Source organism: Aeromonas sp. 96A, from assembly GCF_051919165.1.
In the GTDB taxonomy this organism is placed as follows: domain Bacteria; phylum Pseudomonadota; class Gammaproteobacteria; order Enterobacterales; family Aeromonadaceae; genus Aeromonas; species Aeromonas veronii.
This window is the reverse complement of the sequence record NZ_JBQBFE010000001.1, coordinates 1,142,208-1,164,471: the sequence shown is the minus strand read 5'-3', so window position 1 is coordinate 1,164,471 and position 22,264 is coordinate 1,142,208. Positions and strand designations below refer to the sequence as shown.

At 58.6% G+C, this 22,264-nt stretch carries 19 protein-coding genes and 1 tRNA gene; 11 read left to right on the top strand and 9 right to left on the bottom strand.

Features of this window, described 5'->3' with window-relative positions; all coding sequences use genetic code 11:
• Positions 1 to 66 precede the first annotated feature (66 nt).
• Positions 67 to 1,404 (top strand): IS4 family transposase, encoded by a 1,338-nt coding sequence (locus tag ACTG2W_RS05280; RefSeq protein WP_440016089.1) that lies wholly within the window; start codon positions 67 to 69, stop codon positions 1,402 to 1,404.
• A 52-nt stretch (positions 1,405 to 1,456) separates the two neighbouring features.
• On the opposite strand, the gene aceA is transcribed toward ACTG2W_RS05280, so the two are convergent.
• The 4 genes from aceA to ACTG2W_RS05260 form a co-directional block, all read right to left on the bottom strand.
• Positions 1,457 to 2,770: an isocitrate lyase gene (gene aceA, locus ACTG2W_RS05275; protein WP_005344572.1), complete on the bottom strand. Its 1,314-nt coding sequence runs from the start codon at positions 2,768 to 2,770 to the stop codon at positions 1,457 to 1,459.
• Positions 2,771 to 2,843: 73 nt separating this feature from the next.
• Positions 2,844 to 4,451: a malate synthase A gene (aceB, locus tag ACTG2W_RS05270; protein WP_440016088.1), complete on the bottom strand. Its 1,608-nt coding sequence runs from the start codon at positions 4,449 to 4,451 to the stop codon at positions 2,844 to 2,846.
• A gap of 688 nt (positions 4,452 to 5,139) precedes the next feature.
• Entirely contained in the window at positions 5,140 to 5,280 is a 141-nt protein-coding gene (locus ACTG2W_RS05265; protein ID WP_440016087.1) for a hypothetical protein, read from the bottom strand.
• Between the two features lie 223 nt (positions 5,281 to 5,503).
• Positions 5,504 to 5,580, bottom strand: a tRNA-Pro gene (locus ACTG2W_RS05260).
• A 249-nt stretch (positions 5,581 to 5,829) separates the two neighbouring features.
• Between ACTG2W_RS05260 and tadA the strand changes: the two genes are divergently transcribed.
• From tadA to ACTG2W_RS05215, 9 genes are all read left to right on the top strand, one after another.
• Positions 5,830 to 6,387, top strand: a complete 558-nt coding sequence (gene tadA / locus ACTG2W_RS05255; RefSeq protein WP_041202119.1) for a tRNA adenosine(34) deaminase TadA — start codon at positions 5,830 to 5,832, stop codon at positions 6,385 to 6,387.
• 204 nt (positions 6,388 to 6,591) lie between these two features.
• Positions 6,592 to 8,829 (top strand): phosphate ABC transporter permease, encoded by a 2,238-nt coding sequence (locus ACTG2W_RS05250; protein WP_440016086.1) that lies wholly within the window; start codon positions 6,592 to 6,594, stop codon positions 8,827 to 8,829.
• A 32-nt stretch (positions 8,830 to 8,861) separates the two neighbouring features.
• Positions 8,862 to 10,511: a phosphate ABC transporter permease PstA gene (pstA, locus tag ACTG2W_RS05245; RefSeq protein WP_106843146.1), complete on the top strand. Its 1,650-nt coding sequence runs from the start codon at positions 8,862 to 8,864 to the stop codon at positions 10,509 to 10,511.
• Positions 10,512 to 10,644: 133 nt separating this feature from the next.
• Entirely contained in the window at positions 10,645 to 11,463 is an 819-nt protein-coding gene (gene pstB, locus ACTG2W_RS05240; RefSeq protein ID WP_005334102.1) for a phosphate ABC transporter ATP-binding protein PstB, read from the top strand.
• A gap of 85 nt (positions 11,464 to 11,548) precedes the next feature.
• The gene (gene phoU / locus ACTG2W_RS05235) at positions 11,549 to 12,259 is read left to right on the top strand and encodes a phosphate signaling complex protein PhoU (protein WP_005334097.1); all 711 of its coding nucleotides are present in this window, start codon (positions 11,549 to 11,551) and stop codon (positions 12,257 to 12,259) included.
• A gap of 190 nt (positions 12,260 to 12,449) precedes the next feature.
• Positions 12,450 to 13,769, top strand: a complete 1,320-nt coding sequence (locus ACTG2W_RS05230) for a hemolysin family protein (protein WP_005334094.1) — start codon at positions 12,450 to 12,452, stop codon at positions 13,767 to 13,769.
• Positions 13,770 to 13,788: 19 nt separating this feature from the next.
• On the top strand, positions 13,789 to 14,331 hold the full coding sequence (locus tag ACTG2W_RS05225) for a hypothetical protein (RefSeq protein WP_069555291.1): 543 nt from the start codon (positions 13,789 to 13,791) through the stop codon (positions 14,329 to 14,331).
• A gap of 293 nt (positions 14,332 to 14,624) precedes the next feature.
• On the top strand, positions 14,625 to 15,527 hold the full coding sequence (locus tag ACTG2W_RS05220; protein ID WP_106843145.1) for a homocysteine S-methyltransferase family protein: 903 nt from the start codon (positions 14,625 to 14,627) through the stop codon (positions 15,525 to 15,527).
• A gap of 9 nt (positions 15,528 to 15,536) precedes the next feature.
• The gene (locus tag ACTG2W_RS05215; protein ID WP_106843144.1) at positions 15,537 to 16,952 is read left to right on the top strand and encodes a basic amino acid/polyamine antiporter; all 1,416 of its coding nucleotides are present in this window, start codon (positions 15,537 to 15,539) and stop codon (positions 16,950 to 16,952) included.
• A 111-nt stretch (positions 16,953 to 17,063) separates the two neighbouring features.
• Here the strand turns inward: ACTG2W_RS05215 and ACTG2W_RS05210 are convergent, their stop codons facing one another.
• Positions 17,064 to 17,903, bottom strand: a complete 840-nt coding sequence (locus ACTG2W_RS05210; protein ID WP_106843143.1) for a sterol desaturase family protein — start codon at positions 17,901 to 17,903, stop codon at positions 17,064 to 17,066.
• Between the two features lie 168 nt (positions 17,904 to 18,071).
• On the opposite strand from ACTG2W_RS05210, the gene ACTG2W_RS05205 reads away from it, so the two are divergent.
• Positions 18,072 to 18,863: a substrate-binding periplasmic protein gene (locus ACTG2W_RS05205; RefSeq protein WP_005334089.1), complete on the top strand. Its 792-nt coding sequence runs from the start codon at positions 18,072 to 18,074 to the stop codon at positions 18,861 to 18,863.
• A gap of 107 nt (positions 18,864 to 18,970) precedes the next feature.
• Here the strand turns inward: ACTG2W_RS05205 and ACTG2W_RS05200 are convergent, their stop codons facing one another.
• The 4 genes from ACTG2W_RS05200 to ACTG2W_RS05185 all read right to left on the bottom strand — a co-directional run bounded on the left by ACTG2W_RS05200 (position 18,971) and on the right by ACTG2W_RS05185 (position 21,766).
• The gene (locus ACTG2W_RS05200) at positions 18,971 to 19,714 is read right to left on the bottom strand and encodes an amino acid ABC transporter ATP-binding protein (RefSeq protein ID WP_144712530.1); all 744 of its coding nucleotides are present in this window, start codon (positions 19,712 to 19,714) and stop codon (positions 18,971 to 18,973) included.
• Positions 19,698 to 19,820 (bottom strand): hypothetical protein, encoded by a 123-nt coding sequence (locus ACTG2W_RS05195; RefSeq protein ID WP_440016085.1) that lies wholly within the window; start codon positions 19,818 to 19,820, stop codon positions 19,698 to 19,700. Before ACTG2W_RS05195 ends, ACTG2W_RS05200 begins: the two co-directional genes overlap by 17 nt.
• Positions 19,821 to 19,909: 89 nt before the next feature.
• Positions 19,910 to 20,869, bottom strand: coding sequence for an amino acid ABC transporter permease (locus ACTG2W_RS05190; protein WP_216977437.1), 960 nt, complete (start codon positions 20,867 to 20,869; stop codon positions 19,910 to 19,912).
• A 96-nt stretch (positions 20,870 to 20,965) separates the two neighbouring features.
• Positions 20,966 to 21,766 carry a transporter substrate-binding domain-containing protein gene (locus tag ACTG2W_RS05185; protein ID WP_162517391.1) on the bottom strand — a complete coding sequence of 267 codons (801 nt, stop codon included), beginning with the start codon at positions 21,764 to 21,766 and terminating at the stop codon, positions 20,966 to 20,968.
• Positions 21,767 to 22,264 lie beyond the last annotated feature (498 nt).

Below are 22,264 nucleotides of genomic sequence, written 5' to 3'. Positions count from 1 at the left end.
GGATCCATTGACCGATCCTTCTGCTGTAGGACAATCCGGAACCAATCACTGGTTCCGGATTTTTTTATGTCTATTGCAAACGACCTGAACGATGTTATTGAGGCATCTGGCGACATGCTGGCTCGGCTGGCCATTTTTGCCGACCATATTCCCGACGAATGGATTACTGCCGCTGCCGCCTTGTCTGAAAAGGCCACTATCCGCCGACGCCGCCTGCCTTCTGATATGGTCTTGTGGCTCGTCGTGGGGATGGCCTTTTTCCGCAATGAGCCCATCTCCGAGGTCGCTCGGCGCCTCAACATCTGTGCAGAAGGGTTGGCCAATGATGCCTTGCTCGCTGACAGTGCCCTGTCTCAAGCCCGTCAGCGACTCGGCAAACAGCCACTCGAGTGGCTGTTCAAGCAGTGTGCCTATGTGTGGGGGCGGGAACGTTATCCTGAAGACCATTGGCTCGGTTTACAGGTCTTTGCCATCGATGGGGCCCTGTTCCGAACTCAGGATATGCCTGAACTCAGAGCGCATTTCGGCTCGGGTAACACCTCAACCAACCGGCAGACACCCTACCCGATGCTGCGGTTGGTCACGCTGATGAATGTCCGCTCGCATGTCATTGCCAACGCGGCCATCAGCCCGTACCGCAAAGGGGAAATCCCCCTGGCCAGCGAGTTCATTCACTCATTGCCGGACAATTCGGTGACCCTGCTGGATAAAGGTTTCTTCGGTACCGACCTGTTGCTGCGTATTCAGGCCGAAGACACTGACCGTCACTGGCTCATCCCGGAACGCAAGGGGTTGGTATACACGGAACTTGAGCGCTATGGCGATGGTGACCGTCTATTGCAAATGAAGGTCTCACCTCAGGCTCGCAAGAAAAACCCGGCGTTGCCGACGCACTGGCAAGTTCGCGCAGTGACCTATGAGGTGGCCGGCAAGGAGAAAACGGTCTTTACCTCCCTGCCCGTGGCTCGATTCAGTGCAGCTCAGGTGGCGACCCTGTACCACGAGCGCTGGGAAATCGAGCTGGGATACCGGGATATCAAAAGCGCGATGCAGCACAACGCCATCACGCTGAGAAGCAAGAAAGTGGACTTGGTTTATCAGGAGCTGTGGGGATTGCTGCTTGGATACAATCTGGTCAGGCGGGAGGCGAGCCAGGCCGCCGTAGCTCATCAGCGCGCGCCTAATGAGGTGAGCTTCAAGTTTGCCTGTCAGTTCATCGCGAACCAGATGGCAGTGATGGCGGGCGCGTTATCGCCAGCCCATACCCCACGGAGGTTGGCAGAGTTGCGGGGCTGCATAGGCGTCATGTTTATAGAAAAATGCCCCAGGCCATCGAGACCTAGGGCGGTGAAGATATCAAAGACCCGTTTTCCGGTAGATCGCAATGCGGCTCCGCTTAAGTGAACAGCATTGCGGCTTCAGGCCGGGGTTTTGCTATTTCAAGGCAGCTCTCTTATTAGTGGAACTGATCTTCTTCGGTGGAGCCGGTCAGCGCGGTGACCGATGATTGGCCACCCTGAATGACGGTGGTCACCTTGTCGAAGTAACCGGTACCAACCTCCTGCTGGTGTGCCACGAAGGTGTAGCCACGGCTGGCGGCGGCAAATTCCGGCTCCTGCACCATCTCGACGTAGTGCTTCATCCCTTCGCCACGGGCGTACTGGTAGGCCAGTTCGTACATGTGGAACCACATGTTGTGGATACCCGCGAGGGTGATGAACTGGTACTTGTAGCCCATGTCGGAGAGCTCCTGCTGGAAGCGGGCGATGGTGGCATCGTCCAGATTCTTCTTCCAGTTGAAGCTCGGGGAGCAGTTGTAGGCCAGGATGCGATCCGGGAACTTGGCCTTGATTGCTTCGGCAAATTTACGCGCTTCGTCCAGATCCGGCTTGGCGGTTTCACACCACACCATGTCTGCGTAGGGTGCGTAAGCCAGACCGCGAGCGATGGCCTGATCGATACCGGCACGTACCTTGTAGAACCCTTCGGCAGTGCGCTCGCCAGTCAGGAAGTCTGCATCGTACGGGTCGGCGTCGGTGGTCAACAGGTCAGCGGCGTTGGCATCGGTACGGGCGATCACCAGGGTGGTGGTGCCGCATACATCGGCTGCCAGACGAGCGGCAACCAGCTTCTGCACCGCTTCCTGAGTCGGTACCAGCACCTTGCCGCCCATATGACCGCACTTCTTGACTGATGCCAGCTGATCTTCGAAGTGCACGCCAGCGGCGCCCGCTTCAATCATTCCCTTCATCAGTTCGAAGGCGTTAAGCACGCCGCCGAAACCGGCTTCTGCATCGGCCACGATCGGCAGGAAGTAGTCGATAAAGCCCTCATCCTGCGGCCCTACCTTGTTGGCCCACTGGATCTGGTCGGCACGGGCGAAGGAGTTGTTGATGCGCTCCACCACGGACGGTACGGAGTTGGCCGGGTAGAGGGACTGATCCGGATACATGGTGGAGGACAAGTTGTTGTCCGCCGCCACCTGCCAGCCGGAGAGGTAGATCGCCTCGATCCCCGCCTTGGCCTGCTGCACCGCCTGACCGCCGGTCAGGGCGCCGAGGCAGTTGACATAGCCTTTCTTGGCGTCGCCGTGGATCAGGCCCCACAGCTTGTCGGCACCGCGCTGAGCCAGGGTGTGCACCGGCTGCAAGCTGCCGCGCAGGTTCACCACATCTTCGGCGCTGTAGCCGCGCTTGATCCCTTTCCAGCGGGGGTTTTCCGCCCAGTCTTTCTCGATAGCCTGGATCTGTTGCTCACGGGTCAGTGCCATATCAGTTCCCTCTTTCATTGATTTCACGTTTCCATTGACTTGTTATTGGCGAGCCCCGCTGGGGGCCCGTGATTCAGAGCCGCTCGTAACCGGGCAGCGTCAGAAAATCGATCAGGGTGTCGGCGCAGGTGATCTCTTCCATCAGCTCGCTCGCCTCGGCAAAGCGACCTGCCTGCCAGCGTGCGGCGCCCACCTCGGCTTTGACCACCTCCAACTCCTCGGCCAGCATCTGGCGGAACAGCTCTTTGGTCACTACCTTGCCATTAGACAGGCTCTTGCCGTGGCGGATCCACTGCCAGATGGAGGTACGGGAGATCTCGGCGGTGGCGGCATCTTCCATCAGACCGTAGATGGGGACGCAGCCGTTGCCGTTGATCCAGGCCTCCAGATATTGCAGGGCAACCCGGATATTGGTGCGCATCCCCGCCTCGGTGCGCTCGCCCTCACAGGGGGCCAGCAGGTCGGTGGCGGTGATGGGGGCATCCTGCTCGCGCAGCACGCCGATCTGGTTCTTGGCACCCGCCGCAATGGTGGCGTTGAACACCGCCATGGCGGTATCAGCGAGGCCAGGGTGGGCGACCCAGGTACCGTCGTGGCCGTTGTTGGCTTCGCGCTCCTTGTCGGCCTTGACCTTGGCGAAGACCTGCTCGTTGACGGCCGCGTCCTTGGCCGGAATAAAGGCAGCCATACCGCCCATCGCCAGCGCTCCGCGTTTGTGACAGGTCTTGATCAGCAGCCGCGAGTAGGCGGAGAGGAACGGCTTGTCCATGGTCACCACCTGACGATCAGGCAGTACCCGATCCGGATGGTTCTTCAAGGTTTTGATATAGCTGAAGATGTAGTCCCAGCGGCCGCAGTTGAGGGCAACGATGTGATCCTTCATCTGATAGAGCAGCTCATCCATCTCGAATACGGCCGGTAGGGTTTCAATCAGCACGGTGGCCTTGATGGTGCCGCGGGGCAGGCCGAACTTGTCCTCGGTCCAGGCGAATACCTCGCTCCACCAGCGCCCCTCCAGATGGCTCTGCAGCTTGGGTACATAGAAGTAGGGGCCGGAGCCTTTGGCCAGCAGCGCCTGATAGTTGTGCAGGAAGTAGAGGGCAAAATCGAACAGGCCGCCTGGGATGGGCTCGCCATCGAAGGTGACATGTTTTTCCGGCAGGTGCAGACCGCGCACCCGGCAGATGAGGACGGCCGGATCGGTGCTCAGGGTATAAGCCTTTCCTTCCGGACTGGTGTAAGAGATGGTGCCGTTGACCGCATCGCGCAGGTTTATTTGGCCCTCGATCACCTTATTCCAGGCGGGGGCCAGTGAATCCTCAAAATCCGCCATGAACACTTTGACGTTGGCGTTGAGGGCGTTGATCACCATTTTGCGCTCGACCGGGCCGGTGATCTCCACACGGCGATCTTGCAGGTCGGCGGGAATGCCGCGAATGGTCCAGTCACCTTCACGGATGTGGGCGGTTTCCGGCAGGAAGTCCGGCAGCTCGCCACCATCGATACGGGCCTGACGTGCCACACGTTGTTTCAGCAATTCCCCTCTTTGGGGAGCAAAACGTTCCACCAGTTCGGAGACCAGAGCCACCGCGTCCGGCGTCAGAATTTGCGCGTATTCGGGCAGCATCTCGCCCTGGATGCGAAGGCGGGCGCTGCAGTGGGTCTGAGCCGGTGCCGACATAAGGTTCACTCCTTTGAGAATTACATTTTGAACTTACTAACTACGACTAAAGTCGAATCCCTGTTCCTGAAACGTTCCCGCAACAACGGGGTAACACGATTGATAAGGTGCGAAATATTGTTGAGTACGTCAACAGTTTTTTTTAAACGCCTGTTTTTTGGATATAGTTAAGTTTATGTTTTTTATTGCTTTATTGGGTTGGTATAAAAGCTCTACGCAGATGGTTATGCTCCTGCTTTTTCCCATCGGACAACGGCTAATTTGGGCCGTTACCCAGCCTCTTACTTTGTAACTTATTACGTAATAAAATTACAAATGCAAAAACAAATCCCGACCTAACTCCAAGCTTTGCCAAAACAGCCGTATAAAGCGCGTTTGAATGTGGCAATGAATGTTTTGCTAATACTAGGCCTGATTGGTGAACGTGCGTTTTAAACTTGGTGTGGTGATGCAGGCTCTGTTGGCACCAGCGGTTGCAGCTATGAAAAGTGAAGCGCAATAACGTAGGTTTGTATCAGTTGTCGGGGGGAATGCCGGAGAGGGAAGGGGGAGATACATCAGTCAATAATACTGCCATCCTTGATAGAATTAGCAGTTTGTCGTTTTTTGCAGATTTCTCGCCAAGGGCCTGAAACGGAGAGCGTTGAACAGGCGATGTGCCGGTGATTGAACAGCCATCTGGCCGTGCTCAATAGTCATCATCCGGTTCGGCCAGATCGATCACATCCAGCTGGATGACCTGTTCATTTTCGCTTTCGGTGTTGCAAGGGGTGTCGTGAGGAACGGAATAAAGCGTAATGGCGGGTGCGAAATTGGTGTTCTGGTTCATGCCTGGTCCTGTGTTGCACGCAAGCCGGACAGTGATCCCTTCACTCGTGTTTCCACCTCCCTGTGTTGTCTACCGGCGGAAAGTTGCGCATCTTAATGAGTTCGGAAAAAAGATTCAAGTGGTTCTGAGTGTTTTTTGTGCTTGATAGGTAGGCATCCTCAGGAGGATAAATCGGAGGCAAAAAAATAGCCCAGTCGTTTGACTGGGCTATTCTCGGGGAAAATGGTCGGTGTGAGAGGATTCGAACCTCCGACCCTCTACACCCCATGCAGATGCGCTACCTGGCTGCGCTACACACCGACGGAGTCAGACTCGGCTGACGGGGAGGAAGTCTAATAGCATGGCCAAACGGGTGCAACTCCTTTTTTATCATAGAGATGCCGATTGCTTCTTTATTGCTCAGTCGGGATGTGGCTTGGGTCTGACGTGCAGATTTGGCATAATCGCCGCCCTGTCACCGCGAGCTATCATGCCTGCTATCTATGGAATTATCTGACAGATGTGGATAGCTGGAATGCAAACAGCACAATTGAACAATATAAAGAGGGGATGGGCGTGAAACCATCAGAGGTCCCAGAAATACCGAGTCAGGCACAGAGTCAAACCGAGCAGGACGAACAGTGGATGCGCCATGCCATGGCATTGGCCGCCCGGGCCGAAGGAATTGGCGAGATCCCGGTCGGTGCCGTACTGGTGCTTGATGGTCAGGTGGTGGGAGAGGGGTGGAACCGCTCCATCAGCGAACACGATGCCTGTGCCCATGCCGAGGTGATGGCGATCCGGGCGGCGGGCAAGCAGCTGGCGAACTACCGCCTGCTCGACACCACTCTTTATGTGACGCTGGAGCCCTGCTGTATGTGTGCCGGTGCGCTGATCCATAGCCGGGTCAAGCGGGTGGTTTACGGCGCCCGAGATCTCAAGACCGGTGCCGCGGGGTCGGTGTTCGAGATCTTGCAGGACCCGCGCCACAACCACAGTGTCGAGCTGACCGGCGGCGTGCTGGCCGATGCCTGCTCGGCCCAGTTGTCGGCCTTCTTCAAGCGTCGCCGTGCCGAGAAAAAGGCGGCCAAACTGGCTCTGCAACAATCAAACGATACCCTTTCCTGAATCATTCGGGGGCAGCGCAGGCTGCCCTTGCTGATTATCAGCATAAATATCCCTTTATAAACAATATATTACGCTCGCCCGCCTTCGAAGGGATCCCCGCCCATTTTTCCGCTAACAACCTCTGTTAAAGCGTTCTCGATGTAACAAAACTGTCATGCAACCGCCATATAATGCCGCGAAGCCTAGCTTACATTGAGGTCTTGCATGTCATCGGAATCGTTAAACCTGGTCATGGCGGGCAGTAGAAAACGCCGGATCAAGGATAAATTGGCCAAATATGGCGTCACCACAGGCGGAGCCCTGGTACTGGTGGCGCTGCTGCTTATCTTCTTTTATCTGCTCTATGTGGTGAAACCCATCTTCAATGGCGCCTCCATGGAGCCGACCGCCTCGTTTACCCTGCCTGCCGCAGGGAAGACCGCCTGGCTCGGCGTGGAAGAGCAGAACGAGATCGGCTATCGCTTCAGCGATAAAGGGCAGGTCAACTTCTTTGCGGTGCAGGGAGATGACAAGATCAAGGTCGGCCAGTCACTGGGTCAGGCTCAGGTTGCTGGTGACATCACCACGGTAGCGACCCCGGCACCGGGCCAGCGGCTGATCGCTTACGGCTTTGCCGATGGCAAGGCGCAGGTCGTCCAGCCAGCGTTCAAGGTCTCCTATCCCAACGATGTGCGGGTGATTGAACCCAGCCTGCAATATCCCTTCGGCGAAGAGCCTGTGGTGATCGACCCGCAAGGGAAGGCATTGCAACTGATGGTGTTCGAAGCCACCAAGGACAAGATGGCGACCGCCGCCGTGACCGAAGATGGTCGTGGCGTGATGACGGTGATGAACGGTGAGGAGAACTTCATCTCCGGGGAGATTGAGTGGAGCAGTGAAAACTACACGATTCCCTCCCTGCCGCGCCATGTGGATCAGATGTTGCTGACCCCCAATCTGCGCATCCTGTTCGTGCGCGAGGGCAATCGCCTCTCCGTCTATGACATTCATAACCTGAGCGAAATCTCCCTGCGCAACGTGCTGGAGATCAATGCCCCCAACGCCAATGTGGCCCGGGTTCAGCTGCTCTCCGGCGCCTCTTCACTGCTGGTGGGTAATGACAACGGCGTGATTTCCCAGTGGTTCGAAGTGGCGAAGGATGGCAAACGCCAGTTCACCCAAATTCGTGACTTCAAGGGCGATGGCGCGGTAGATCTGCTGACTCCCGAGCACTTTCGCAAAGGCTTCATCAGTGCCGACAAGGATGGCATCATCAGCTTCTTCCACGCCACCGGCGAGACCAAGCTGCTGACCGAGACGGTGGAAGGGGGCGAACTCTCTGCCCTGGCCATCTCCCCCCGTCACAACCTGTTGCTGATGCAGCAAGGGAATACCTTCAAGCTCTTCTCGGTGGAGAACGAACACCCCGAAGTGACCTGGTCTGCCCTCTGGCAACAGGTGTGGTACGAAGGGTATCCGGAGCCCCAGTATGTGTGGCAATCCACCTCCGCCAGCAACGACTTTGAAGCCAAGCTGAGTTTGGTGCCGCTGGTATTCGGTACGCTGAAAGCCTCTTTCTACGCCATGGTGTTTGCTGTGCCGCTCGGCGTGGCCGGTGCCATCTATACCGCCTACTTCATGTCGGCGGGGCTGCGCAAATACGTCAAGCCGACGGTCGAGATCATGGCGGCGCTGCCGACCGTTATCCTGGGCTTCCTGGCGGGTCTGTGGCTGGCGCCCATCATCGAGGGGGCGCTGCCCGGGGTGATCCTGCTGCTGATATTGCTGCCGATGGGGATGTTGCTGACTGCATTGCTCTGGAACTATCTGCCGGAGCGCGGTAAGTCCTGGCTGCCGGAGGGGTGGCACGCCATCCTGCTGATCCCGGTGCTGCTGCTGATTGGCTGGGGTGCCTTCGCCTTGAGCCCGCTCATCGAGAATGCCTTTATGCACGGCGATTCGCGCATCTGGCTGACTCACGAAATGGGCATCAAGTTTGACCAGCGCAACTCGCTGGTGGTCGGTATCGCCATGGGCTTTGCGGTCATCCCCACCATCTTCTCCATCGCTGAAGATGCGGTCTTCTCGGTGCCCAAACACCTGACCCAGGGCTCGCTGGCGCTGGGGGCCACCCCGTGGCAGACCCTGAGCCGGGTGGTGATCCTCACTGCCAGCCCGGGCATCTTCTCTGCGGTGATGATGGGTCTTGGCCGCGCCGTGGGCGAGACCATGATCGTGCTGATGGCTACCGGCAACACCCCCATCATGGACTTCTCCATGTTCCAGGGGCTGCGCACCCTCGCCGCCAACATCGCGGTAGAGATGCCGGAATCGGAAGTGGGCAGCTCCCACTATCGGGTACTGTTCCTCGCGGCCTTCGTCCTGTTTGTGTTCACCTTTTTGTTCAACACCCTGGCCGAGTTTGTCCGTCAGCGGTTGCGTGAAAAATACAGCTCGATGTAAGGGGCGACTCTGTAATGGACAAGGAATCGACAATGGGTAAGTGGTTTAAATCAGGGGCCCCCTGGATCTGGATGACCGGCGGTGCCGTCAGCCTGAGTCTGGTGGCGGTACTGGGTCTGCTGCTGCTGATCGGCTGGCGTGGTCTGGTCTACTTCTGGCCGCACCCCATCTATGAGTGGCAGCTTGAAGACGCAAATGGCAACAAGAGCGTACTGATCGGCGAGATCAACGATCGCGAGCAGGTTCCGGTGGAGCGACTGCGCGCCGCAGGGCTGCCATTGGAAGGGGAAGAGCGCGAGCTGCTGACCCGCTATCTGGTCAAGACCGGCAACCGCGAGTTCGTTGACCTCGATTTTCGCTGGGTACTGGAGACGGACATCAAGTCCCAGAGCCAGCCAGCCGAGCTGGCCATGGTTGAGCGTGCCACCAACGGCAACTTCTATGGCTATATCGTCGGGGTGAAAGAGGATGGCCGCGAGCTCACCTCTGATCTGCATCCTGCCCTGCAGCGGGTGCTGGCGCGAGCCAATGCCCTCTCCGAACAGGCCAACGATCTGCAAAAAGGGGACATCGGCAGCATCAACTATCAACTGGAGCGGCTGCGCCTGAAAGAGCGCAAGGCCGAGCTGGATGACAAGCTGACCGATCAGCTCAAAGCCGAACTGGCCAGCGAGCGTCAGGCCCTCAACGATCGCTATCAGGTGCTGGAAAAAGAGCTCTTCTCACTGCGTAGCCAAGCGGACCGCGACGCCATCACCGTCAAGGATATGCGTGGCGAGCTGGTGACCATGCCGATGTCCAAGGTACTGGACGTGGTATGGCCCAACGACATGAGCCTGCTGGCCAAGGTGGGTCACTGGTTCCACCAGATCGGCAAGTTCGTCTCTGACGATCCCCGTGAAGCCAACACCGAGGGCGGGGTGTTCCCGGCCATCTTCGGCACCGTGTTCATGGTGTTCCTGATGGCGATCATCGTGACCCCGCTGGGGGTGGTAGCGGCAGTCTACCTGCACGAATATGCGGGCAAGAACAGTCTGACCAAGATCATCCGCATTGCGGTGATCAACCTGGCGGGCGTGCCCTCCATCGTTTACGGCGTGTTTGGTCTGGGCTTCTTCGTCTACACGCTCGGTGGTTCGCTGGATCAGCTGTTTTACCCGGAAGCGCTGCCGAGCCCGACCTTTGGCTCACCCGGCGTGATCTGGTCGGCGCTGACCCTGGCCATCCTGACCCTGCCGGTGGTGATTGTCTCCACCGAAGAGGGGTTGGCGCGGATCCCGAGCACCATCCGTCAGGGCTCGTTGGCACTGGGTGCAACCCAGGCCGAGACCCTGTGGCGCATCGTGCTGCCGATGGCGAGCCCGGCCATCATGACCGGCCTTATTCTGGCGATTGCCCGTGCGGCCGGTGAAGTGGCGCCGCTGATGCTGGTGGGGGTGGTGAAACTGGCACCGACCCTGCCGATGGATGGCAACTTCCCGTATCTGCATGTGGAGCGCAAGTTCATGCACCTGGGCTTCCACATCTATGACGTCGGCTTCCAGAGCCCCAACGTCGAGGCGGCCCGCCCGCTGGTCTACGCCACCTCCTTCCTGCTGGTGACGGTGATCGTGGGCCTGAACCTGACCGCTATCGGTATTCGTAACCACTTGCGCGAGAAATTCCGGTCGCTGGAGCATTAATCCGGCGCCGCTTGAGTGATACAAGAGTGAGATAACAGAGGGGCGGCCGAGCGCGAGCCGCCATCTCTCTGCACCAATACGTGAGGGGCGCCGGCAGCTGTCCGGCCACTCCAGATAGATTTTGAGGTAACAGATGATCAACGTAACGACCACGTCTACCCAGCACACCGCGCTGGACCTGCTCAACCTGACCCCGGAGCAGACCGCGCTGGAGGTGAAGGATCTCAACCTGTACTACGGCAGCAAGCAGGCGCTGTTCAACGTCAACATGAAGATCCCCAAAGGGCAGGTGACCGCCTTTATCGGCCCGTCAGGCTGTGGCAAATCGACCCTGCTGCGCTGCATCAACCGGATGAACGATCTGGTGGAGATCTGCCGCATCGAGGGGGAAATCCAACTGCACGGCCACAACATCTATGACAAGAGCGTTGATGTTTCCGCCCTGCGCCGTCAGGTGGGCATGGTGTTCCAGCGCCCGAACCCGTTCCCCAAGTCCATCTACGAGAACGTGGTCTATGGTCTGCGCCTGCAGGGGATCAACGATCGCCGCACCCTGGATGAGGCCGCCGAGCGCTCCTTGCGTGGTGCGGCCCTGTGGGACGAGGTGAAGGATCGTCTGCACGACAACGCCTTCGGTCTCTCCGGTGGTCAGCAGCAGCGTCTGGTGATTGCCCGTGCCATCGCCATCGAGCCGGAAGTGTTGCTGCTCGATGAACCGACCTCGGCGCTCGACCCCATCTCCACCCTCACCATCGAGGAGCTGATCAACGAGCTCAAGAGCCAGTTCACCGTGGTGATCGTGACCCACAACATGCAACAGGCTGCGCGCGTGTCGGATCAGACCGCCTTCATGTATATGGGCGAGCTTATCGAGTATTCGGATACCAACACCATTTTCACCACCCCGGCCAAGAAAAAGACCGAAGATTACATTACCGGTCGTTACGGCTAAGGAGAGGAGAGGATGAATCTCAGCAAACAGATTGGCAGTCGGTTCAACGGCTAAGGCATAATCGGAGCAATCAAGGATTATTTGTATGGACAATATGAATCTCAATAAACACATCTCCGGTCAGTTCAATGCCGAGCTAGAGAGCGTGCGCAACCAGGTGCTGGTGATGGGCGGTCTGGTAGAGCAGCAGCTCACCGACGCCATCGCGGCGATCCACGATCAGGATCTCGATGCTGCGCGCAAGATTGTGGCCAACGACCACAAGGTCAACGCCATGGAAGTGGCGATCGACGAGGAGTGCACCCGCATCATCGCCAAGCGTCAGCCGACTGCCTCCGACCTGCGACTGGTGATGGCCATCATCAAGACCATCACCGATCTGGAGCGCATTGGCGACGTGGCCGACAAGATCGCCCGCATGCTGACCGACAACGCCAACAAGCCGCAGCCGCCGCTGGTGTCGCTGGAGAACATGGGCCGTCGTACCATCAAGATGCTGCACGATGTACTCGACGCCTTCGCCCGCATGGATCTGGATGCGGCGCTGGCGGTCTACAAGGAAGATGACAAGGTAGACCGCGAGTACGAGTCCATCATCCGCGAGCTGATGACCTATATGATGGAAGATCCCCGTACCATCCCCCAGGTTCTCAACGTCCTGTGGGCGGCGCGGGCCATCGAGCGGGTCGGCGATCGTTGCCAGCACATCTGCGAGTACATCGTCTACTACGTGAAAGGCAAGGATGTGCGCCATACCAAGGCGGACGATCTGGGCACCTTGCTGGGCAAGGGCTAACCGGAAGTGAATAAAAAGGCGCGTGAAGCGCCTTTTTTGTTGCATAACTGGTCGGAGTAAGATAAAGCCCCCAACTGGCTGTTTTCTGATAGAATACTCCCCCTGTGTGAGTCTCGGATGGGCTCACGGTCCGGTCTCCCGGGCCCAGTTTGCCGTCTTGTGCTAAGGCGGGTGTAGCAATAGGTTAATCATGAGTTTTGCCGATAGTTTGTTCTTTTTAATGCTGCTGGTTGGCGGCAGTGTGTTCTTCTCCCTCTCCGAGATCTCTCTCGCCGCGTCTCGCAAAATCAAATTGCAGGTGATGGCGGATGAAGGTAATCGCCAGGCCGAAAAGGTGCTGGCCCTGCAGGCCCAGCCGGGCAACTTTTTCACCGTGGTGCAGATTGGCCTCAATACCGTCGCCATTCTGGGCGGTATTCTGGGTGAGTCTGCCCTCAACCCCGCCATCAAGGGGATTGTCTCCCAGTTCTACCAAGGGCCCTGGCTTGGCGAGATCAGCTCCGGTGCCTCCTTCGTGTTCGTCACCGGCATGTTTATCCTGATCGCCGATCTGATGCCCAAGCGTCTGGCCATGACCATGCCCGAGCAGATTGCCGTGGTGGTGGTGCGCCCGATGCTCTTCTTCGTCACCGTGTTGATGCCGCTGGTGTGGGTCTTCAACGGATTGGCCAACTCCCTGTTCCGTCTGATGCGCGTCTCCACGGTGCGTAACGACGAGATCACCTCCGACGATATCTATGCGGTGATGGATGCCGGTGCAGAGGCGGGGGTTATCCAGCGTGAGGAGCATCAGCTCATCGAGAACGTGTTCGAGTTGCAGTCCCTTGGTGTCACCTCTGCCATGACGGCCCGCGAGAGCCTCATCTACTTCACCCTGCAAGAGAGTGAAGAGAGCATCAAGGCAAAGATCGCCGAACATCCCCACAACAAGTTTCTGGTCTGTGACCACAACCTCGACAGCATCAAGGGCTTTGTCGATGCTAAAGAGCTGCTGATCCGCGTTATCGGCGGCCAGAGCATCGACCTTATCGGTGGCAACCTGGTGCAGAACGTCATCATCATCCCCGATACCCTGAACCTCTATGAGGCGATGGAGTACTTCAAGAATCATCGTGGCGACTTTGCCGTGGTGATGAATGAGTACGCGCTGGTGGTGGGGATTGTCACCATGAACGACCTGATGAGTACCGTCATGGGCGAGTGGGCGACTCATGTGGTGGAAGAGCAGATCGTCCAGCGCGACGAGAACTCCTGGCTGGTGGACGGGGTTACCCCCATCTCCGACGTGATGCGCGCCTTCGATATCGAAGAGTTCCCCGAGAACCAGAACTACGAGACCATCGCCGGCTTTATCATGTATATGCTGCGCAAGATCCCCAAGCGCACTGACTCGGTCAAATACGCCGGTTACAAGTTCGAAGTGGTGGATATCGACAGTTACAAGATTGATCAGCTGCTGGTTACCCGGGTCGAACCGGCTGTGGCCGAGAAGCCAGCTCAGGAATCGTAAAAGGAGCGACATAAGAGTCATGAAGATGCAGTCTCATTCCCGTGCGCTGGCCTGTGTCGCGCTCGCCCTGGCACTGGGTGCCTGTAGCCAGAGTGCGCCGCGCAAAGCCACAGTGGCAGCCAAGCCGGTTGCCCCCAAGCCTGCTGTGGTCGTGCCGCAGCCGGATCCCGATGCGGTGGTACAAAGTGGCATGGCCGAGCCGAGCCCGGTCTTTGACGAGCAGTATCACGGCCCGGATCAGGGGTCGCTGGAGTCGGTTACCGCCCTGTTTGCCCGTGGCTACATCGAGTCCGCCATGCGCGAGACCATGCTGGCTGCGGTGCACAATGACTATCCGCTGCTCGGCATGCGGGATGTGCGGTTGACCGATCCGGTCTCCAAATTCCTCACCTCCGAGCATGCGGCTACCACGGCCCATGACTACCTCTATGCGGGTGTGCAGCGTCGCCTCGGTCGTCCTCTCAGCCCTGCCCAGTGGGAGCAAATCTGGCGCGGTCTGCCGCAGCAGGGTCGGGTCTCCGACTGGGTCAAGCAGATCAAGCGAGTGCTGGCCGGGCGTTAAGTCGCCAGCTGATCAAGATTGTGATGAGGCCACCTTCGGGTGGCCTCTTGCATTTCTGCGTTTGCCTCGCCGTTTGCACGCTGATTTCTGCTGATACTGATTGCCGCCCGTGGCACTTTGTTTTATCTTGTTTTGGCCATCTAAACATCTGTATGTTTTTATGGCTGCATAATGAAAGGGCTTCCCAGGATGAAGCAGGACGATCTGCAGCGATTCAGCGTGAAACCGCAGATCAACAAAACAAACAGATAAATACGCAAATAAACAACGCACATAACAAAGAGACACGACAGATGGAAACCAGGGAATTGTGGGTGCTGGATGGGGGCATGGGGCGCGAGCTGGCACGGCGAGGGGCCCCGTTTCGTCAGCCGGAGTGGTCGGCGCTGGCCTTGATGGAGGCGCCAGAGACGGTGCGCGAGGTGCATCGGGCCTACGTGGCGAGCGGTGCCCGGGTCATCACCACCAACAGCTATGCGCTGGTGCCGTTTCATATCGGCGATGAGCGTTTCTTTGCCGACGGGGAGGGGCTGGCGGCGCTGGCTGGGCAACTGGCCCGCGAGGTGGCTGACGAGCAGAAGGGCGCCGTGCAGGTGGCGGGTTCCCTACCTCCGCTGTTTGGCTCCTACCGTGCCGATCTGTTCAAGGCGGACAAGGTGAGCGAGCTGGCTATCCCGCTTATCCGGGCGCTATCCCCTCATGTGGATATCTGGCTGGCCGAGACCATGAGCCTTGTCGCCGAGCCCTTGGCCCTCAAAGCGCTGTTGCCTGACGATGGTAAGCCGTTCTGGGTCTCCTTCACGCTGGAAGATGAGGCGCCGGGCAACGAGCCGCGACTGCGCTCCGGCGAGCGAGTCGCCGATGCGGTGACCGCGCTGGTGGCGGCTGGAGTCGATGCCATCCTGTTCAACTGCTGTCAGCCCGAGGTGATCGAGGGAGCGCTCAAGGTGGCAAGTGCTGCGTTGCAGGCAGAGGGTCGCAGCGACATCCGCCTCGGTGCCTATGCCAACGCCTTCCCGCCGCAGCCCAAAGAGGCCACCGCCAACGATGGCCTGGACGAGATCCGCGCCGATCTGGGGCCGCTGGATTACCTTGGCTGGGCCGAGCGCTGGCGCGCGGCCGGGGCGAATTTGATCGGCGGTTGCTGCGGTATCGGCCCCGAGCATATTCAGGCGCTGAGCAGCCGGTTGCGCTAAGGAGCATCCATGAAAGAGAGCAAGATTGGGCTCTGGTCACTCACCGCGCTGGTGTTCAGTTCCATGGTGGGGGCGGGGATTTTTAGCCTGCCCCAGAACATGGCCGAGGTGGCAGGCGCCCGCGCCGTGCTGATCGGCTGGGGCGTGACGGGGGGGGGTATCCTGGCGCTCGCCATGAGTTTTCTCTATCTGTCGCGGTTAAGGCCGGATCTCGACGGCGGTATCTACAGCTACGCCCGCGCCGGTTTTGGCGAGCTGGTGGGATTCTTCTCCGCCTGGGGTTATTGGCTCTGTGCCACCATCGGCGTGGTGGGTTATCTGGTCATTGCCTTTGCGGCGCTGGGCATTTTTATCGATACCCCCGAGCAGGTCTGGTTTGGCGAGGGAAACACTTTGGCTGCATTTGTCGGCGAGTCCTGCATCCTCTGGGCTGTGCACCTGCTGGTGGCCCGTGGCGTGCAGCAGGCGGCGCTGTTCAATCTGGTTGCGACTCTGGCCAAGAGCCTGCCGCTGCTGCTGTTTATCCTGTTCGCTTGCTACTGGTTCGACCCGGTCACCTTCGCGGCGGATCAGCAGGGCAGCACCCTGGCGGTGCCGGTATCCGAGCAGGTGCGCAACACCATGTTGATTACCCTCTGGGTCTTTACCGGCATCGAGGGGGCGGCGGTGTTGTCGGCCCGCGCCAGAAACCGGCGGGATGTGGGCACGGCCACCGTGCTCGGCGTGGTGCTGGCGCTGCTGCTCTATGTGCTCATCTCGGTGCTGGCGCTGGGAATATTGAGCCGCCCGGAGCTTGCGGCCCTGCCCAACCCCTCCATGGCTGGGTTGATGGCCCAGATGACCGGCTCCTGGGGCAAGCTGCTCATCAGTGTCGGTCTTATCGTCTCGGTGCTCGCCTCCTATGTGAGCTGGACGCTGTTCTCGGCCGAGGTGCCGTTCAGCGCGGCACGCCATGGCGCATTTCCCACCATCTTCCGGCGCCAGAACCGCAATGGGACGCCTATCGCATCACTCTGGCTCACCAGCCTGACGGTGCAGACTTGCCTGCTGCTGGTGTGGCTGCTCGGCAAGGGCTACACCAGCCTGCTGCTTATCTCTACCTCGATGATTTTGGTGCCCTACCTGCTGATCGGCCTGTTTTTGCTCAAGCTTTCGTTCAGCAGGAAGGGGGAGAGCGGGCAGGGCCGCGGTCTGATGCGGGCGGTGGCGCTGGTGTCGAGCGGTTACGGCTTCTGGCTGCTCTATGCCGCCGGGGTTGAGTATCTGTTGCTCTCCTTGCTGCTCTACGGGCCGGGTCTGCTGCTGTTTCTCTACAGCCGCCGTCAGCTGGGCGCAGATCTTTGCCTGAGCGGCCGCGAACGGCTATTGGCCGGAGTGACCTTGCTGAGCCTGATCCCCGCCGTCTGGTCGTTCGCCCATCTCTGATATCGAAGAGGTGACTGACCATAAAAGAGAGCGCTACTGTGGCGCTCTCTTGTTATCAGGGACTGGTTATCAGGGGCTTGCTATCCGGGAGTTGCTATTCGATGCGAAGGCTCAACGGCTGGCAGGCCCGGCCGGTTTGCCAAACAGCACCGCGAGTTTTTGTCGCCACGGCAGGCCACGGGCGTCACGCAGCATATCGTGCCACTCGTGGAAGGTGAGAGTGAGGGGGTTGAAGCTGTGGATCGGCTTGGTGATGCCGAAGCGGCACGGCTCGGCCGGGTCCTCCTCGACAAAGGTGCCAAACAGCCGATCCCAGATGATCAGCACCCCGGCGAAGTTGCGGTCTATGTACTTGGCGTTGCTGGCGTGGTGCACCCTGTGGTGGGAGGGGGTGTTGAAGATCCACTCAAGCCAGCCGAGTCTGCCTACCACCTGGGTGTGGACGAAGAACTGGAAGCCCAGACTCAGCAGCACGGTGGCGACCACCGCCTCGGGCGGGAAGCCGATGACAATCATCGGGATCCAGAACAGCCACATGCCGGAGATCGGATACATCAAGCTCTGGCGAAAGGCGGTGGAGAGGTTGAGCCGCTCCGAGCTGTGATGCACCACATGGGAGGCCCACAGCCAGCGAACATGGTGGCTGGTGAAGTGGAACAGCCAGTAACAGAGATCCTGCAACAGGAACAGCAGTAGCACACTCCAGAGATTCAGCTCGATATCGAACAGTCGCCAGCCCCAGAGGGTGTCATACAGATAAGCAATAGCGATGGCCGCCAGCGCATCGCCCCCTTGGTGCATCAGAGCCAGGGCTGCGTTGGCGAACAGATCCCGCCACTGGTAGGTGGCGGTGGGAAAGGCGGCGCCATGTTTGCGCAGGTAGAGCATCTCCCAGCCGACAAAGGCCAGAAAAACCGGGGAGAGGTAGAGCAGAAGCAGTTGCACATCCATATGCGGCCATCCATTCAGAGCAATTGCTCTCCAGCATAAAGGATGGCTTTAATATTTCATTAACATTTTTCTGCCAACGAAGAGATGGCATGAAATATGGCGCGGCAGCAGAGGAAGGCGCGGCGGATGGCTATGCTTGATGCAGGCTTTTTCAGGAGGTGCTGGCTTATGCGCGTCTGGTGTTGCTTGTTGTTGGGGTTGTGCATGATGGCGCACGCCAAGACCCGGGTCGAGATCCTGGCGGATGCCGCCTATCCCCCCTACTCCTGGCAGGAGGGGGAGGAGGTCAGGGGGATCTATGCAGACATCATCCGCGAGGTGACCTCTGCCATGCCTGACTATGAGGTAGTGCTCAAGCCCATGCCGTGGCGGCGCGGTCTGAGCATGGTGGAGCAGGGGACCGCCTTCGCCATCTTTCCACCCTACTACATGCCCGATACCCGCCCTTATATGTGGCCCTACTCCCAGCCGATGCTGGATGAAGAGCTGGTGGTGATGTGCGGCGCCAGTGTGGCGGCCAATACCCCGCAGGCCAGGTTTCCGCTCGACTATCACGGTTTACGCTTTGGCATGAACGCCGGTTTTGCCGTCGGCGGCGATGCCTTTTGGCAGGCGGTAAAAGAGAAGCAGATCGACGTGGAGGAGGTGAAAAGCAATCGGGAGAACTTGCTCAAGATTGTCCGCGGTCGGGTCGATTGCACCATCAATGATCGTCTCTCCCTGCTCTATGAGTTGCTCAACATGATAAAGGCCGATCAGCTGGCGGTGGCCGATATGTCCCTGCTCAAACAGGGTCCGGTGCTCAGCAAGGAGCAGGGGTTTCTCGGCTATAGCCGCAAGGGGGAGTACCCCTACAAACAGGCCTTTATCGACCAGTTTGACAAGGAGCTCTATCAGCTCAAAAAACGTGACGGGGTGAAAGTGATCGTGGAGCGCTATCTGGGAAAGTCCCCGCGCTGAGCCGATGAGATGGGCACTCGGGTTCAGCTGGGTTGAGTTTGCTCAGCGTGGCACACAAGAAGAGGGACCTTGCGGTCCCTCTTCGTTTATCCAGCAGAGCGTGTTGGCTACAGCACCTGACTCAGGAACTGGCGCAGACGCGGGGAGGGGGGATTGTCGAAGAAATCGGCCGGTTTTTCATCCACCAGCAGTTCGCCACTCTCCATAAAGAGCACCCGATCCGCTACTTCGCGGGCAAAGCCCATCTCGTGGGTCACCACCACCATGGTCATCCCCTCGCGAGCCAGCCCCTTCATCACATCCAGCACTTCCCCCACCATTTCGGGGTCCAGCGCACTGGTGGGCTCGTCAAACAGCATGATGCGCGGCTGCATGGCGAGTGCGCGGGCGATGGCCACCCGCTGTTGCTGACCGCCGGAGAGTTGGGAGGGATAGCTGGCCGCTTTCACCGACAGCCCCACTTTCAGCAGCAGCGCCTTGGCTCTGTCTTCGGCCTCACGGCGCGACAGGCCACGCACCTTCTGCGGAGCGAGGCAGATATTATCCAGCACCGTCAGGTGGGGGAAGAGGTTGAAGGACTGGAACACCATGCCCACCTCTTCCCGCAGCTTGTTGACATCGCCCGGCTCGGTCAGGCAGATGCCGTCTACCACGATATTGCCGTCGTTGATGGTCTCCAGCTGGTTGAGGGTGCGCAGGAAGGTGGATTTGCCCGAGCCGCTGGGGCCGACGATCACCACCACTTCCCCTTCGGCCACCTGGGTGCTGACATTTTTCAGGGCATGCACTTCACTGCCGTAGAACTTCTCTACGCCGCTCGCTTTGATGATGGGATCAGTTGCTGCGCGCATATTTCGCCTCCAGAAAACGAACCGGGAAGGCGAAGAGGGTGTCGGTGATGGCTGCACTTCTCGACGCCTGTGGCACCTTGATGATGGGATCAGTTGCTACGCGCATATTTCGCCTCCAGAAAACGAACCGGAAAGGCGAAGGGGGGGCCGCTGATGGCTGCACTTCTCGACGCCTGTTGCACCTTGATGATGGGGTCAGTTGCTGCGTGCATATTTCACCTCGAGACGGCGTACCAGGAAAGAGAGGGTGCCGGTCAGCACCAGATAGAGCAGGGCGACGGTAAACCACACCTCGAACGGACTGAAGGTGGAGCTCACCACCTCGCGCCCCGCCTTGGTCAGATCGGTGATGGAGATGACCGAGACCAGCGAGGAGTCCTTGATGAGGTTGATGAACTGGCCTGCCAGCGGTGGCAGTACCCGCTTGAACGCCTGCGGCAGGATGACATAGCGCATGGTCTGGGCCGAGGTCATTCCCAGGCTGCGGCCCGCCTCCATCTGCCCCTTGTGGATGGAGCTGATACCGGCGCGGACGATCTCCGCCACATAGGCCCCGGTAAAGACGGCCAGCGCGGCGACCCCGGCGGTGAAGCGGTCGAGGTTCAGCACGGTGCCGATAAAGAAGTAGACGATGAAGATCTGCACCAGCAGCGGCGTGCCGCGGATGAGCTCAACGTAGGTGACCGCCAGATTGCGCAGGGCGGGATTGGGGGAGAGGCGCGCCAGCCCGGCCAGGGTGCCGAGCAGGATGGCGAAGATGCCCGCCACCAGTGAGAGCTTGACGGTGACCCAGACGCCCCAGGCGATGGGGCCTGCGGTCCAGCTCAGTTGGGTGTCGAGGGTATCGCCACGAAAAACGGTATCCCCTTCGGCGACTTGTACGCCGGTACTGGCGATGGCTTGCCGCACATTGGGGTCGAGATCGTCTTGCAGGAACAGCTTGCCCTTCTCGGCCTCGCTGGTGCCCGCTATCACGGTGCCGTCAAATTCGGCCAGATTCTTCTGCTCCGCCTGATAGGCGATGTATTGGGGAATGCGTTCCCAGCGCCAGGTGTAATCCACTGACTGGACAGCCTTGTAGATGCCGAATACGGCAACCAGCAGCATCAGCAGGAAAACCCCATGCCAGAGCAGCTGATTGGGTTGTTTTTCCATCTGTCTTGTCGGTTTGGGTGTGTGCACAGTCACAACCTCTTCTCGTTATTGTGTGGGGTGTTGCGAGAGGGGGCGGCAAGGCGCCCCCTTTTGAGGTTATTTGAGCTGGTTCAGCCAGGCGTTGGATTCGAACCACTTCTTGTAGAGACGGTCGTAGCTGCCATCGCCCTTGATCTGGCGCAGGTAGTTGTTGAACCAGTTGAGGGTGTCCTGATCCCCTTTGCGGATGGCCCAGGCCAGCGGCTCGAAGGTGAACGGCTTGTCGAGGTGCACCACGGCGCCCTGATTCTGGGAGGCAAAAATAGCGTTGTAGGGCAGGTCATAGACGAACGCATCGACCTTGCCGTTGATCACTTCCAGCTTTGCGTCATCCTGGGTTTCAAACTGCAGCAGGGTGGCTTTGGGGATCAGGCGCTTGACTGCCTGCTCGCCGGTGGTGCCGAGCTTGACCGCGATCTTGTATTTCGGGTCGTTGAGGTCGCTGAAGGATTTGATTTCGCCCGCCTTCTCTTTGCGCAGGACTATGGTCTGGCCGACCACGATGTAGGGATCGGCAAAGTTGACCCGCAGGTTGCGCTGGGGAGTGACGGTCATGCCGCCCATGATGACGTCGAACTTGTTGGTCAGCAGCGCCGGAATGATGCCATCCCAGGCGGTGTTGACGAACTCGACCTTCACGCCCATCTCTTTGGCGACCATCTTGGCGAGATCCACATCAAAGCCGATGTATTGGCCCTGCTTGTTGGTCATCTCGAAGGGTTGATAGCCGGCATCAAAGCCGACTCGCAGCACGCCGCGTTCGAGCACGGCATCCAGGGTGGAGGTAGGGGCTGGGGTCGGGGCCGCCGTGGCGATCCCGCAAAACAGCAGGGTAGAAAGAATCAGTTTTTTGATCATAAGTGACGTCTCTGTCGGTGGTGTGTTCGGCCTTGAACCTGATCCCGTGCGACTCCGTGGCACAAGAGACTGCTGCATCCGGCAACAGGCAAGACAGGATGAATGTCTTGAGCGGGACAAAAGCCCCATATGAGATGCTATGAATAGTGGTTGAGTGAAAAATGTACCAAAAACAGATTGTGTCAGAAGACTCAACAGGTTAGAGACATTTATTGCTCATGGCTTCATTCATAAAATCACACGAAAACAACATATCTATCTAATTGAGTGGGTTCAAGCCCAAATTATCCCCAAGACATTTTGTTACATAGAGAGGGGCTCGTATGTGGCTTTATTCTGGTTGGGCTTATCTTTCTTGCATATCTCAAACCTGCTATAGCGGAATGGTGTGAGTTATCTGGTGGTGTGAAAAACAGACGAACAATATGTTTTTATTGTGAAAACAGTCAGGGTCTCTGGGTCTTGGCAAACGGTTCTCATATACTCACTTACCTCCCT